Source organism: Cellulomonas sp. ICMP 17802 (genome assembly GCF_041295535.1).
Taxonomy (GTDB): domain Bacteria; phylum Actinomycetota; class Actinomycetes; order Actinomycetales; family Cellulomonadaceae; genus Cellulomonas.
Window position 1 is genome coordinate 1 of sequence record NZ_JBGFQZ010000011.1, and the last position, 15,107, is coordinate 15,107.

A 15,107-nucleotide genomic window follows, 5' to 3' on the forward strand; every position below is an offset into this window, starting at 1 on the left:
ACGCCTCGGCCGCCTCGGCCACCCGCACGGGGCGTCCGAGCAGGTCGGCCTGCGCCTGCATCAGCGCGCCGCTCGCGGTGGCCCCGCCGTCGGCGACGATCTCGCGGATCGGGGCACCGGGGCCTGAGGCGATCGCCTCGACGACGTCGGCGACCTGGTGCGCGACGGCCTCGAGCGCCGCGCGCGCGAGGTGCGCCCGCGTGGTGCCCGCCGTCATGCCGGTGAGGACGGCGGTGGCCGCCCGGTCCCAGTGGGGTGCGCCGAGGCCGGCGAAGGCCGGGACGAGCACGACGCCGCCGGAGTCGGGCGCCTGCGAGGCCAGCTCGGTGAGCACCGCGCCACCCGGCAGGTCCGGGTCCCCGCCGAGCATCGTGGCCATCCAGTCCAGCGCGGAACCGCTCGCGAGGATGTTCCCCTCGCGCGCGTAGGCCGGTCCCTCGCGGGTGAGCCACGCGAGGGTCGTCGCGATCCCGTCCGGTGCGCCGTCCGGCGCCGCGCAGAGGATCATCACCGACGACCCGGTCCCGTACGTCACCTTGGCGCGGCCCGGCACGCCGGACCCGTGCGCGTAGAGCGCGGAGTGCGAGTCGGCGAGCACCGCCGCGACCGGCAGGCCCGCCGGGAGCACCCCCAGGTCCGTCGTCGTGCCGAAGCCGCCGTCCGAGGCTCTGACCTGGCCCAGCGCCTCGCGCGGGAGGCCGAACACCGCCAGCAGGTCGGGGTGCCAGTCGAGGTCCACCAGATCGAGCAGCAGCGTCCGCGAGGCGTTCCCCGCCTCGGTGGCGAAGACCTCGCCGCCGGTGAGCTTCCACACGAGCCACGAGTCGACCGTGCCGAGGCAGATGTCCTCGGGAGCGGTCCCCGCGGCCAGCGCTGCGTCGTAGAGCCACCGCATCTTGGGCGCCGAGTACATCGGGTCCAGCGCGAGCCCGGTGCGGGCCCGGACCGTCACGCCGTGCCCGTCCGCGACCAGGCGCGCGCAGGTGTCGGCCGTCCGCCCGTCCTGCCACCCGAGCACGGGCCCCAGCGGCGCACCCGTCCGGCGGTGCCAGGCGACCACCGACTCCCGTTGGTTGGACACCGCCAGCGCGTCCGGCACCAGGCCGCCCGCGCCGGCCAGGCACGCCCACACCGCGGCGAGCGTGGCGGACCAGATCTCGTCGGCGTCCTGCTCGACCCAGCGCGGCGCGGGGAACGCGATGCCGAGGGGGCAGGAGCCCCGCGCGACGATCGACCCCGCGGCGGTGGTGAGCACGGCCTTCGCGTTGGTGGTGCCCAGGTCGACGGCGAGCACGTGCTGCGTCATCCGGTCACCTCCGCCCGTTCGCGGCCCACCGCGGCGAGCGCGGCCTCGATCCGCGCCATGCCGTCGGGCGTCATGAGCATGAGCGACTGCCGCAGGGTCGTGTCGCTGCGCCAGCGCCCGTCCGCCACCCAGCCGAGGGCCATGCCGTACCCCTCGTCCGCGCAGGCCGCCAGCAGGGCGGCCCGGGCGACGTCGTCGTCCATGAACGCCGACATCGGGGTCTCCAGGTCCCAGGTCCGGGGCTCGGCGTCCGGCTCGGCCGGCAGCGCGCACGTGAGGTCGTGCTCGCCCGAGCCCACCTCGGTGGACGTCCCGGTCGGCAGGGTCACCCGCGCGCGCATGTTGGCCGGCACCCGGACGCGCATCGCGAAGCGGTCGCCGTCGCGCGTCCACCGGACCTGGACCACGCCGTACCCGGTGTCCAGCGAGCACTCCGCCGAGGTCAGGCCGCCCCCGGGGACCGGCCGCACGTCGACCACCCGCGACCCGGGCTCGCCCGAGGCGATCCCCCCGACCCGGCGGTGCAGGAAGTCGGCGACCGCGCCGAGCGCGTAGTGGTTGAAGGACGTCATCTCGCCGGGGTTGATCGAGCCGTCGGGCAGCATCGAGTCCCAGCGCTCCCAGATGGTGGTGGCGCCCATGGTCACCGGGTACAGCCACGAGGGGCACTCGCGCTCGAGGAGCAGGCGGTACGCGACGTCGGCGTGGCCGCTGACCTCGAGGGCGTCCGTCACCAGCGGGGTGCCGACGAAGCCGGTGCCGATGCGGTAGCCGTGCGCGCGCACCAGCTCGGCCAGGCGGTCGCCGAGCAGCGTCCGGCGCTCGTCGTCGACCAGGTCGAACCCGATCGCGAGGGCGTAGGCCGTGTGGGCGTCGGACATCATGCGACCCGCGGGCGTGACGTACTCGGCGAGGAACGCCGCGCGGACGCGCTCGGCCAGCGCGCCGTACTCCTGCGCGTCGGCATCGTGGCCGAGCACCCGCGCCGCCCGCGCCAGGGCGGCGCACGAGCGGTAGTAGTAGGCGCTGGCGACGATGTCGGCGTCCGTCCGGGCGTCGGCGGGGCGGTCCGGCGGGGCGGCGGGGTCCAGCCAGTCGCCGAACTGGAACCCGCCGGTCCACAGGTTCCGGTCGCCGGCGAGCGCGCGCACGTCATCGACCCACGCGCGCATGCTCGGGTACTGCTCCGCCAGCGCACCAGCGTCGCCGTACCGCGCGTACAGGGCGTCCGGCACGAGCGTGGCCGCGTCGCCCCAGGCGGCGGCGGGCGGCATCGGGAAGCGCAGCGGGTTGGGGACCACGACCGGCACCGACGGGCCGCGGCGCTGCTCGGCCGCGAGGTCCCGCAGCCAGGAGCCGAGGAAGCCCGACACGTCGTACAGGAAGCTCGCGGTCGGCGCGAACACCTGGATGTCGCCGGTCCAGCCCAGCCGCTCGTCGCGCTGCGGGCAGTCGGTCGGCAGGGAGACGGCGTTGCCCCGCAGGCCCCACACCACGTTGGCGTGCAGCCGGTTGAGCAGCGGGTCGGACGTGGTCAGGTGGCCCGTGCGCACCAGGTCGGTGTGCAGCACCTCGGCGACGAGGGCCGAGGGGTCGAGGTCGCCCGGCCACCCGGTCACCTCGACGTACCGGAAGCCGTGGTACGTGAACCGGGGGTGCCAGTCGATCGGCCCGGCCCCGGCGAGCACGAGCGTGTCGGTGGCCTTGGCGAACCGCAGCGGGCGCACCCCGAGCTCCCCGTTCTCCAGCACCTCGGCGTGCCGCAGGGTGATCGTCGTCCCCGCCGGTCCGTCCACCCGCAGGCGCACGCGCCCGACCAGGTTCTGGCCGAGGTCGAGCACGGTGGCGCCGGACGGCGTCCGGATCAGGTTGCGCACGTGGACGGTCTCGACGACCCGGACCGGAGGTGCGGACGCGGGCACCAGGCGGTCGGGGCGCACGGCGTCGGCGGCCAGCGGGTCGTCGGCGAGGACGTCGTCGAGCAGCACGACCGGGCGGCCGCCCGGGAGCACGGCCCGCGGGCTCAGCAGCGCGTCGTCCAGCAGCCGGGCGTCGACGGACTCGCCCTGGTAGATGCTCGCCGAGGTGACCGGCCCCATGGTGGTGGCCGACCAGTCGGGTCCGGTGGTCACCCAGGTGACCGCGCCGTCCGCGTCGACCAGGCGCAGCTGCGCCGCGAGCGCCACCGGGCCCGGGTAGGCGCGGTGGAAGTCGCCGTCGAAGCCGAAGCGCTCCCCGTACCAGCCCTCCGCCACCGTGGCGCCGAGCACCACCGGTCCGTCGCCGGCCGCGGCGAGCTGCGCGGTGACGTCGACGGTCGAGAAGGCCAGCACGTCCCGGTACGCAGTCCAGCCCGGGGCGAGCTCCTCGTCGCCGACCCGCACGCCGGCCAGGCTCGCCTCGACGATGCCGTGCGCGGTGAACGACAGCAGCGCGCCGACCAGGCCGGCCGGCACGGTGAGCTCGGTGCGGAACCGGGCGGTGCCCCGCTCCGGCCACGGCAGCGCGGGGTCGACCGTGACGAACGGTGCCCGCCAGTCCTGCGGACCCAGGGGCCCGGTGCGCACGGCGTGCCACGGGCTCCACGCGCTCGGCTCCCCGCCGGTGCCGTGCACCCGCACCCGGAGCTCGGCGCTGGCGTACGGACCGAGCGCCGCGAACGGCCACGCGACCTTCTGCGCGACCGGTCCGGTCACGCCGGCGGTGCTCACCGCGCCGTCGACCCGCAGCTCGAGCTCGGCGCGGGTCTGCTCCCAGGCGAGCTCGTCGCTGCGCACGGCCCAGGACACGGTCGGGCTGCCGGTGGCGAGGAACTCCGGCCGGCCCCGGTCCCCGGCCCAGAGCTGGGCGACGACGGTGCTCATGCGATCGCCGTCGCGGCCGCGTGCCGGGCGAGCTTGGCCACCAGGTCGTCGAACATCAGCCGGTTGTCCAGGTGGGTGTACACGCGGATCGGGCGACCGCCCGGGCGCGCGACGTACCGGCCCTCGTCGTCGATCGCGGGTGCCGGCAGCGTGACGTACCGGCAGGAGGACGGGTCGGGCTCGAACGACGACTGCAGGGCCGTGAGCAGCACCAACGGGCTGTCGCCGAGGATGTAGACCTCGCCGGCGTGGAACCCGTGCGCGGCGGCCATCTCGGTGACCGCCACGAGCCGGTCGACCAGGTGCTCGCCGATCGCCCCGTGCGGGCGCACCCGCGTCTCCAGCTCCGCCATGCTCATGATCGCCTGGCGGTAGGCGTCCCGCGGCACCTGCCACAGCGGGATCGGCGAGTCCAGCACGACCTGCGCGGCCGTGACGTCGATCCGCAGGTTGTACTCCGAGACCTCCGGCCCGTCGGCCCGCGGGGGCGCCACGGCGAGGCCGTCGTGCTCCGGGCCGCCGATCCACACGGCGGTCAGCCGCTCGGCGATGCGCGGCTCGAGCAGGAAGGCGCTGGCCAGCTCGGTCAGCCCGGCGCCGAGCGTCACGTAGAGCGGCTGGTCCGAGTCGCGCATCGCCTCGGCGACGATCGCCTCGGCGCCCGCGGAGCGGATCGGCGTGTGCCGGTCCGCCAGGGCGTCGTTCGAGCCCTCGAGCACGGTCACCCGGTCGGTGAGGCCCAGCAGGTCGACGACGACGTCCGCTGCGGCCTTGGCCTTCGTCGCGGTGGTCGTCGAGGGGTCGAACGGGTCGCCGGCGCGCAGGTGCGAGCCGATGACGGCGCGCACGTCCACCGACGGCGAGAGCAGCAGGTGCGCCAGCTGGACCAGCCCGTCGGGGTCGCCCGAGTAGTCGTTGTCGGAGATCACCCGGAGGCGCGTCGACATCAGCGCGTCTCCGTCCAGGCGAGCTCCTCGACGAGCGGCAGGTCCGCGCTGGAGCGCCCGACCTCGAGGGTGAACGTGCCCGGCTCGATGGTCCACGCGTGCGAGTCGACGTCCCAGTGCGCCAGCGACCGCGTGGGCAGCGGCACCCGCACGGTGACGGACTGCCCGGGCTCGGCGACCGCGGCGGCGAACCCGACGAGCCAGCGCACGGGCCGCTCCACCTCGCTGCCGGGCCGGGACGCGTACACCTGGACGACCTCACGGCCGGCGCGGGTGCCCGTGTTCCGGACGGTCACCTCGACCTCGCCGGGCCCGTCGTGGGTGGGGGCCAGCGGGACGCCGACCGACTCGAACTCCCAGGTGGTGTAGCCCAGCCCGTGACCGAACGCGTACCGGGCCGTGCGGTCCGGGTTGCGGTAGCCCACGAGCAGGCCCTCGTCGTACCGCACGACGCCGTCGACCGGGGTGCCCGACGGCAGGTTCGTCTCGTCGAGCGGCCAGGTGGTGGGCAGGCGCCCGCCGGGCTCGGCGACGCCGAGCAGCACGTCGGCGAGGGCGTCGCCGAACTCCTGCCCGGGGAACCAGGCCAGCAGGACGGCCGCGACCTCGTCGGCCCACGGCATGAGCACGGGGGCGCCGGCGTTGACCACCACGATCGTGCGCGGGTTGGCCGCGGCCACCCGGGAGACCAGCTCGTCCTGCCGTCCGGGCAGGGCCAGCGTGTCGCGGTCGTAGCCCTCGGACTCGACCTCCTCGTTGGTGCCGACGACCACCACGGCGACGTCCGCCGCGGCGGCCTGGGCCACGGCCGCGGCGATGGCCTCGTCGTCCGTGGCGTGCGGGGGCTCGATGTTGAGCTGGAGCATGGTGCCCAGCTCGAGGCCGTCGGGCGAGGTCGAGGCACCGGTCAGGTCGTGCCGCAGCACGACGTCCACCGACTCGCCGGCGGCGAGCTCGACGTGGTGGACCCCCTGCGGCGGGGCCATCATGCCCTCCACCAGGTCGGCGCCCGGGGGCAGCACGAGCTCGGTGTCCAGGACCTCCGCGCCGTCCAGCACGAGGCGGAACCGCCCGAGGCCGGACCCGCCGACCTCCCAGGTGCCGGTCGACGTGGCGGTCACCCGGGTGGCGACCTCGACCGCGGTGCAGTCGGCCGCGTCCGCCGGGAAGCCGATCAGCCAGTTGAACGTGCCGCCCGAGCGGGGCTCGGTCAGCAGCACCGAGCCGTCGGCCGCGAGGTAGCGGATGTCGACGCCGGGGGTGCCGTCGGCGCGCGTGGTGACGACGTCGCGGGCGGGGGAGGTGCGGTGGTGGGCGCGCACGCCTTCGGCGAACGTGACGGACGCCCGGGACCCCAGCGCGGCGCGGATCCCGTCCAGCGGGGAGACGGTGTACGGCGGGTAGACCGTCGCGCTGCCGCCGCCGAGGGTCCGACCGACCTCGGCGTTCGGACCGAGCACCGCGACGCTGGTCAGGGCGTCCGCCGGCAGGGGGAGCAGGCCGACGTTGCGGACCAGCACGAAGCCGGCGGCGGCGTCGGCACGCAGCCGCTCGGCCACCTCGGCGTCGGTGAACGACGGTGCCTGCGCGACCGCCTCGATGCCGTCGAGCGCGCCGACTCGTGCGGCCAGCCGCAGGATCCGCAGCACGTGGTCGTCGATCCGCGCCTCGTCCACGTCGCCGGACCGCACGGCGTCCACGAGCGCGGGGCCCCAGGGGCCCGCCGGCCCGGGCATCGCGAGGTCGAGGCCACCGGTCGCGGCGGCCACCGTCGAGCGGGTGGCGAACCAGTCCGACATCGTCACGCCGTCGAAGCCCCACTCGTCCTGCAGCACGTCGCGCAGCAGCGGCGTCTCGGTGGCCGTGGTGCCGTTGACCTGGTTGTACGCGGCCATCACGGCCCAGACGCCGCCCTCGCGGACGATGGCCTCGAACGGCGCCAGGTAGAGCTCGCGCAGCGTGCGCTCGTCCACCTGGGCGTCGATGCTCATGCGGTCGGTCTCGGTGTCGTTGGCGACGAAGTGCTTGACGGTCGCGCCCACGCCGCCGGCCTGGACCCCGCGCACGTAGGCCACGCCGATGCGGGCGGTGAGGAACGGGTCCTCGGAGAAGTTCTCGAAGTGCCGGCCGCCGTAGGGCGTCCGGTGCAGGTTGACCGTCGGCGCCAGCTGCACGTCGACGCCCTTGCGCCGCGCCTCGGCGGCGAGCAGGAGGCCCAGGGCCTCGATCCGCTCCGGGTCCCACGTCGCGGCCAGCGCCGTGGGGGAGGGCACGTTCGCCGAGGTGTCGCGCTCGTCCCAGAACTCCCCGCGGATCCCGGCCGGTCCGTCGGAGACGACCAGCCGACGCAGGCCGGCGTCCGGCTCGGCGTAGAGCGACCAGAAGTCCGCGCCTGTCATCAGGCGGACCTTCTGCTCGAGGGACAGCGCCGCGAGCCGGCGCGCGAGGTCGCCCTCGTCGACCGCGGGGACGGGAAGGGCGGTCAGCTGCGTCATGAGGTTCTCCGGTGAACTCGGGCTGGGTCAGGTCGGGTCAGGTCAGGTCGTGCTCGCGCAGCACGCGGACGTCCCACGGGCCGAGCAGGATGCGGTCGCCCGCGTCGAGGACGTCGCCGATGAGGACGTCGGTCACGGCGGCAGGCAGCACGTAGCCCGCCGGGTCCCACGACCAGTTGTGCACCACGCGCAGCCGGTCAGGCCCGCGGTCGGACGCCATGGTGTGCACCGTGACGCTCGCCGGCCGGGCGTCGCGCCACGGGTCCGGCGGCAGCGAGGTGCCGGCCAGCCAGGTGGCCAGCCCCGCCGCGAGGGCACGGTCCGGCACCGTGCCGACGGTCGTCACCCGACCGGCGCCGTGGGCGTGCGTGGTGATCGCCGCGAACTGGCGCAGGTGCGGGTGGTCGTACCCGGCGAGCACCTCGGCGTCGTCGGGCAGCAGCCCGTCCGCCCACGCGTGCGCCGAGCCGGACCAGCCCGCGCCGGTGACCAGCACGTCGACGGGCAGGTTGGTGAACTCGAGGTAGTGCACGCCGGCCGGCCCGGCCAGGACCCCGGGGGCGACGACCGGCCGGATGACGTTCTCCTCGGTCGCGTAGCCGGTGCGCGGCGTGAGCACCAGGTGCCCGCCGGCCGCGGCGTACCGCACGAGCAGGTCGAGGGTCGCGTCGGAGGCGATGTACAGCGCGGGCACGACGAGCACGGGCCAGCGCCGGACGAGGGCGTCGGGGTCGTCGGGCAGCTGGTCGGGCCCGACGACGTCCACCGCGAGCCCGGCGTCGAACAGCCCGCGGTAGAACGCCGCGAGGATCTGCTCGTACGAGGTCGGGTCGCCGAACCAGGTGTGCGGAGTCACCGCGAGGGGGCCCTGGAACTCCAGCGCCCAGCGGCTCTCCGGGCTGACCAGCAGGCCGACGTCGCTGTGCGCCCGCAGGTCCATGAGCTGCGGCGACGCGGCCTCGAGGTCGCGCGCCAGCGCCGACAGCTCGGCGTAGGTCCGGCCCGGGGTCAGGCTGTGCCCGAGGATGCCGGTCCAGTACGACTCGGCGCCGTAGTGCTGGGTGGCCCAGCTCCAGTACTCGAGCATCCGGGCGCCGCGCGCGACCATGAGCCAGCCCGCCTGACGCCACTGGCCGTCGTAGCAGGGCAGGTTGTCGCCGGCGCCGCCGATCGACGTCGCGTTCGTCTCCGTGACGAGGAACGGCTCGTCGCGCATGCCGCGGGCCAGGTCGGCCTGCAGGGTGGGGAACGCGGGGCCGGCCCACGGGACGAAGTCGTCGGCGATCCCGCCGACCAGCCCGTCGGGACCCGGGTGGGTGAGCGACTCCTGGGTGGCGTAGTAGATGTTCGCGCCGGCGACGTCCAAGGGCCGGGCGATCGTCGTGAGGTCCTGCGCCCGGTGGTGGGGCGCGATGCAGGTCATCACGTACTGGTCCGGCCGGGCGTACTCGCGCACGACATCGGCCTGCCACGCGATGAGGTCGTCGGCCAGGGTCGCCTGGTAGCGCCGCCACGCGAGGTCGTACGCCGGGGTGGTGTTGAGGTCCGGGGTCCACAGCTCGGACCAGTCGGCGATCCGGTGCGACCAGTAGGTCAGGCCCCAGCGCCGGTTCAGCTCCTCGACGGTGCCGTACCGGGCGCGGAGCGTGTCCACGAAGCCGGCGAACACGTCCGGGTTGAAGAAGATCTTGTTGCCGGGCTCGTTGTCCACCTGCCAGCCGACGACGGCCGGGTGGTCGGCGTAGCGGCTGACGACGGCCCGGACGACGCGCTCCGCGAGCCGCCGGAAGGTGGGGTGCGCGTAGTTCACGTCCTGCCGGGCGCCGTACGGCATGGGCGCGCCGGTGGCGACGTGGGCCGTGGTCTCGGGGTACGTGACGCGCAGCCAGGGCGGGGCCGCGTAGGTGGGGGTGCCGACGATGACCTCGATGCCCCGGGCCAGCGCGCCGTCGAGGACAGGCTGGAGCCAGTCGAGGTCGAACTCGCCGTCGCGCGGCTCCCACGTCGACCACACGGACTCGCCCACCCGGATCACGGAGAACCCGCCGGCGACCATGAGGTCGAGGTCGGCGTCCAGGCGCTCGTACGGCTGGTACTCGGCGTAGTAGGCGGCGCCGACCCGGATCCGGTCCGGCAGCCGGGGGCTCTCAGGCATCGTGCCCCGCGTACTCGAAGCCCTCGAAGGCCACGGTGCCGGAGGCCGCGTACATGCCGGTCACGCGGCCGGTGAACGACGACGTCACGTCGGAGGTGAGGTAGCGCCCGTCGACGACGGCGAGCTCGACCGCGTCCGCGCCGCTGCCGTAGCCGAGGCGGACCAGGTCGCAGGTGGCGAGGTCGGGCATGTCGAGCCCGGGCCCGGGGACGACGGGTGTCGTGCTGATCCACAGCTCGACCGGGCCGTCCGGGACGGCCGCCTCCCAGGTCTGCTCGAGCTGGTCCAGCCGCACGCGGGCGACCAGGCGGCCACCCGAGACCTCGACGTCGTAGTGGTGCCGCTCGTCGTAGCGCACCGACAGCCCGCCGGTGCCCGACGACGCGTCGACCCGCACCGCGCACCGGCTGCCGAGGTGGAGCTGGCGACGGCCGAGGAAGTGCGGGCGGTGCGCGTCCATCGCGACCGGCGGCGCGTCGTCCGGGGCCGTGATCACGAGGCGCCCGTCGGACCGTGCGAGCCAGCCGCGCTCCGCGTCGCGGATGGACAGCCACTCCAGGCCGAGCGGCTCGGCGAACGAGGTCGTCGTCTCGACCGGGGGCAGGTCGGGAGTCAGGGTGAACCGCTCGACGACCGGCCAGCCGTCGACCCAGGCCACCCGGGTCGTGAACGTCTCGCGGCCCAGCGGGGCGAACATCTGGCTCATCCCGCCCGGGCGCGTGCCCAGGAGCACCATGCGCCAGCCGTCGTCGGTGTGCACCAGGTCGCCGTGCCCGGCGTTCTGCACGGGGTGGCTGGTGGACCGGTGGGAGTACACCGGGTTGACGGGCGCGCCCTCGAAGGGACCCTCCGGCGACGGGCCGCGCGCGATCGAGACGCCGTGCCCGCGCTCCGTGCCGCCCTCGGCGATCATGAGGTACCAGGTGCCGTCGATCTCGTAGAGGTGCGGTGCCTCGGGGAACTTCAGGCCGGTGCCGGACCACAGCGAGCGCGGCGCCTCGAGGGCCTGGCCCGTCGTCGGGTCCATCCGCACCTGCTGGATGCCCAGGTGGGTGCCGAACTCCGGACCGGTGAGCAGCAGGCCCGAGTACGTGACGTAGCAGGTGCCGTCGGCGTCCCAGGTGATGTCGTGGTCGATGCCGTCCGCGCCGACCATCACCACGCCGTCGCTCCACTCGCCCGCCGGGTCGGTCGCGGTGAAGATCAGCCCGCCGCGGCCCATCGCGTCCGCGACGGTCAGCCAGAACTGCCCGTCGTGGAACCGGATGGTCGGAGCCCACGCGCCCCCGCCCGTCGGCACGTCCTCGATCGCCAGCTGGCCCGGCCGGGTCACCACGTGCCCGATCGGCGTCCAGTGCTCGGCGTCCGTGCTGTGGAAGAGCGGGACGCCCGGGAAGTACTCGAAGCTCGAGCAGGCGAGGTAGTAGTCGTCGCCCACGCGGACGACGCTCGGGTCGGGGTGGAAGCCGGAGACGGCCGGGTTCAGCAGCACGGTGGTGCCCCTCTGTAGGTCGTGGGAGGTCAGGCGGACTTCGGCAGGGCCTCGGTCCCGCCTGCGCCGGCGCCGGCCTGCTCGTCCTGCTCGGCGAGCTGGGCGGCGAGGCGCAGCCGGTCGGCCCGGCGCTGCTGCTGGCGGACCGGGTCGGGCACGGGCGCGGCCAGCAGCAGGCGCTGGCTGTACGGGTGCTCGGGGGCCGTGGTGACGGTGGCGGCATCGCCCGACTCGACGATCTCGCCGCGGTACATCACGGCGACCCGGTGGCTGATGTGCCGCACCACCGACAGGTCGTGGGTGATGAACAGGTACGCCACGCCGGTGCGCTCCTGGATCTCGATGAACAGGTCGAGCACGCGGGACTGGTTGGACAGGTCCAGGGCGCTGACCGGCTCGTCGCAGACGATGAGCTTGGGGCTGCGGCTCAGGGCCCGCGCGATGGCGATCCGCTGCCGCTGGCCGCCGGAGAACTCCCGGGGGAGGCGCTCGCCGGCGTCGGCGGGCAGGTGCACGCTGTCGAGCAGGTCGCGCACGCGCCGGGTGGCGTCCTTGCGGCTCGTGCCGGCGACCAGCAGCGGCTCGGTGAGGATGTCGTTGACCGTCATCGCCGGGTTGAGGGACGTGTACGGGTCCTGGAACACCACCTGGATGTCCTCGCTCAGGCCCCGCCGCTCCTTGACGCTGATCCCGTTGATGGGGCGGCCGGCGTACCGGATCTGGCCGCCGGTCACCGGGGCCAGGCCCAGCACCGCCCGGCCGAGGGTGGTCTTGCCGGAGCCGGACTCGCCGACCAGTCCGACCGTCTCCCCGGCGCGGATCGACAGCGACACCCCCTTGAGGGCCTTGAACGGCGGCTTGCGCCACCCCTTCATCGGGTACTCGACGACGACGTCGTCGGCGACGAGCAACGGCTCTGTGGTCGGTGTCGTGGCGCTCATGCGCCCTCCCCCCGGGTCGGCTGTGCAGAGGATGCTGCGGAGGTGGCCGCGCCGGCGGTCGCGAGCTGCGGCCGTGGCTCGGAGTCCTCGAGCGTGGAGTCGAGCAGCATCCGCGTGTACGGGTGCTGGGGGTTGGCGAACAGCTCGCGGGCGGGTGCCGTCTCGACGATCTGGCCGGTCTGCATGACCGCGACGCGGTCGCAGATGTCGGCGACCACCCCGAAGTTGTGGGTGACCAGGATCATGCCCATCTGCCGTTCCTCCTGCAGGGAGCGCATGAGGTCGAGCACCTCGGCCTGGACGGTGACGTCGAGGGCGGTGGTGGGCTCGTCCGCGATGAGCAGCTCCGGGTCGCAGGACACCGCACCGGCGATGAGCACGCGCTGGGCCATGCCGCCCGAGATCTCGTGCGGGTACGCCTTGAACGTGCGCTCCGGGTCGGCGATGCCCACCCGGGCCAGCAGCGCGATCGCCTTCGCCTTGGCGTCCTTCTTGCTCAGGCCCAGGTGCTGGCGGATCGGCTCGGTGAGCTGGTAGCCGATGCGGAACGACGGGTCGAGGTTGGACATCGGCTCCTGCGGCACGTACGCGATCCGGTGGCCGCGGATCACGTTCATGGCCGACCGGCTCATCCCGGCGAGCTCCTCGCCGCCGAACGTGATGTTGTCGGCCGAGACCTTCGCCTCGGGCGGCAGCAGGCCCAGGATCGAGAACGCCGTCTGCGTCTTGCCCGAGCCGGACTCGCCGACCAGGCCGAGCACCTCGCCCTTGCGCACCACGAGCGAGATGCCGTTCACGACGACCGACTCGCCGTCGATCTTGGGGTAGGCGACCCGCAGGTTGTCCACCTCGAGCAGCACGCCGGGGTCGGTGACGACCGGGGCGACGTCCGCGTGGGTTGCTTGGATGGTCGTGCCGGCGATGCGGTTGGCGGCGGCGACCTTGGCGGCGGCCTTCGCGGCCCGGCGCGTGGCGCGGGACTGCTTGACGGACTGGGCGCCGAGCACGTCGCGCAGCGCGTTGCCCAGCAGGGCGAACGCCGCGACCGTGAGGACGATCGCCACGCCGGGCCAGATGAGCAGCCGCGGGGCGATGTAGATGTTGGCCTGCGCGTCGGCCAGCATGCCGCCCCAGGAGGCCTCGTTCGAGGGCGCGATCCCGAGGAACTGGAGGCCGGCCTGGATGATGATCGCGACGCCGAACATCTGGGCGGCCTGGATGATGGTCGGCTTGGCCACCACCGGCAGGATGTGGCGGCGCATGATCCGCGTCGAGCCGAGGCCCGAGACGCGGGCGGCGTCGACGTAGAGCTCCTCGCGCACCGCGACCACCGAGCCGCGCACCAGGCGGAACACGCCTGGCGACATCAGCACGCCGAAGGTGAGCATCGTGGCGTTGGTGCCCTGCCCGATCACCTGCGACACGACGATGAGGATGACGATCGCGGGCAGGGACATCACGAGGTTGGCCACCCAGGCGCCGACCCCGTCGAACCCGCCCTTGAAGTACCCGGCGACGAGGCCGGTCGGCACGCCGATCGCCAGCGCGACGAGCACCGCGAGGGCGGCGCCGATCAGGCTGACCTGACCGCCGTAGAGGAGCCGCGACCAGATGTCGCGACCGACCCCGTCGAAGCCCAGCGGGTGGCCCGGAGCGGGCGGCCCGAGGGTGTTCGCCAGGGAGGGCGCGTTCGGGTCGGCGTCCGTGAGCAGCGGGGCGGCGAAGCTCGCCACGACCAGGATCACGAGCACCGCGATCGCGGCGACGGCGGTCGGGTCGGACAGGAGTCGCTTGATCCGGCCGGCCCGCTTGGGCAGCGGCGCGGGCGCGGCGGCGTCGACGGGACTGGTCGACATGAGCCCGGGGATGGTCATGACACACGCACCTTGGGGTTGAGCAGGCCGTAGGAGACATCCATGAGCAGGTTGACGACGACGATGATGATCACCATGACGACCGTGATCCCGAGCACCACCGGCTGGTCCTGGGAGGTCGACGCCGAGAACACCTCGGTGCCGATCCCGTAGAGGCCGAACACCTTCTCCACGACGACCGCGCCACCGACCAGGCCGATGAACTGCAGACCGAGGACGGTCAGCGCCGGGGGGACGGCGTTGCGCAGGGCGTGGCGGAACAGCAGGCTGCGCTCCGACAGGCCGCGGCTGCGCAGCGTCCGCACGTAGTCCGCGCCCAGGACGTCGATCATCGAGCCCCGGACCTGTTGCGCCGTGGCGGCCGTCGCGCCGATGGCCAGCGCGATCGCCGGCAGGGTGACCGACATGAGCCAGCCGCTGGGCGACTCGGCGAAGGGCACGAACCCGACGGCGGGGAAGATCTTCAGCTGCACGGCGAACAGCACCGACAGCACCAGCGCGACCAGGAAGGCCGGCACGGCGAAGCCGAGGATCGCCAGGGCCTGCACGGCCCGGTCGAGCCAGCCGCCCCGGACGGCGGCGGCGACACCGATGAGCACCGCCAGCACCGCGGCCACGAGCAGGCCGAGCAGCAGGATGGACAGCGTCACCGGCAGCTTGGTGGAGATGATCGTGGTGACGGGCTGCCCCGAGTACCAGGACGAACCCAGGTCACCGTGCAGCAGGCCGGAGAGCCAGTCGAGGTACCGGGTGAGGAACGGCTGGTCGAGCCCCAGCTCGGTGGCCTTCTGGGCGACCTGCTCCGGGCTGGCGGTCTGCCCGGCGATCGCGCGGGCCACGGCGTTGTCCGACAGGCTCATGAGCCCGAAGATCACGGACGCGGCGACGATGACGAGGACGACCCCGGCGAGGAGTCGGCGGAGGAAGAACATCAGCATGGCTACCCCTTGGCGGCGTCGACATGGGCAGGAGACGTGCAGGGTGGTGGTCCGTGGGTGGGCCGGAGTTCACCGGCCCACCCACGGCCGCGGTG

At 74.2% G+C, this 15,107-nt stretch carries 9 protein-coding genes; all 9 read right to left on the bottom strand.

Features of this window, described 5'->3' with window-relative positions; all coding sequences use genetic code 11:
• On the bottom strand, window positions 1-1,306 hold a 1,306-nt coding region (locus AB5970_RS10645), incomplete at its 3' end, for an FGGY family carbohydrate kinase (RefSeq protein ID WP_370503914.1).
• A complete protein-coding gene (locus AB5970_RS10650) occupies window positions 1,303-4,170 on the bottom strand; it encodes an alpha-L-rhamnosidase (protein ID WP_370503915.1) in 2,868 nt (955 codons plus the stop codon). The genes AB5970_RS10645 and AB5970_RS10650, both read right to left, overlap by 4 nt.
• A complete protein-coding gene (locus tag AB5970_RS10655) occupies window positions 4,167-5,117 on the bottom strand; it encodes a nucleoside hydrolase (RefSeq protein WP_370503916.1) in 951 nt (316 codons plus the stop codon). Before AB5970_RS10655 ends, AB5970_RS10650 begins: the two co-directional genes overlap by 4 nt.
• A complete protein-coding gene (locus AB5970_RS10660; protein WP_370503917.1) occupies window positions 5,117-7,612 on the bottom strand; it encodes a beta-glucosidase family protein in 2,496 nt (831 codons plus the stop codon). Before AB5970_RS10660 ends, AB5970_RS10655 begins: the two co-directional genes overlap by 1 nt.
• Before the next feature lie 37 nt (window positions 7,613-7,649).
• Window positions 7,650-9,767, bottom strand: coding sequence for a beta-galactosidase (locus AB5970_RS10665; RefSeq protein ID WP_370503918.1), 2,118 nt, complete (start codon window positions 9,765-9,767; stop codon window positions 7,650-7,652).
• Window positions 9,760-11,259: a glycoside hydrolase family 43 protein gene (locus AB5970_RS10670; RefSeq protein ID WP_370503919.1), complete on the bottom strand. Its 1,500-nt coding sequence runs from the start codon at window positions 11,257-11,259 to the stop codon at window positions 9,760-9,762. Before AB5970_RS10670 ends, AB5970_RS10665 begins: the two co-directional genes overlap by 8 nt.
• A gap of 29 nt (window positions 11,260-11,288) precedes the next feature.
• Window positions 11,289-12,200, bottom strand: coding sequence for an ATP-binding cassette domain-containing protein (locus tag AB5970_RS10675; RefSeq protein ID WP_370503920.1), 912 nt, complete (start codon window positions 12,198-12,200; stop codon window positions 11,289-11,291).
• Window positions 12,197-14,074 (bottom strand): dipeptide/oligopeptide/nickel ABC transporter permease/ATP-binding protein, encoded by a 1,878-nt coding sequence (locus AB5970_RS10680; RefSeq protein ID WP_370503921.1) that lies wholly within the window; start codon window positions 14,072-14,074, stop codon window positions 12,197-12,199. The genes AB5970_RS10675 and AB5970_RS10680 overlap by 4 nt, the downstream gene beginning before the upstream one ends.
• A complete protein-coding gene (locus AB5970_RS10685) occupies window positions 14,071-15,012 on the bottom strand; it encodes an ABC transporter permease (RefSeq protein WP_370503922.1) in 942 nt (313 codons plus the stop codon). The genes AB5970_RS10680 and AB5970_RS10685 overlap by 4 nt, the downstream gene beginning before the upstream one ends.
• Window positions 15,013-15,107: the final 95 nt, after the last annotated feature.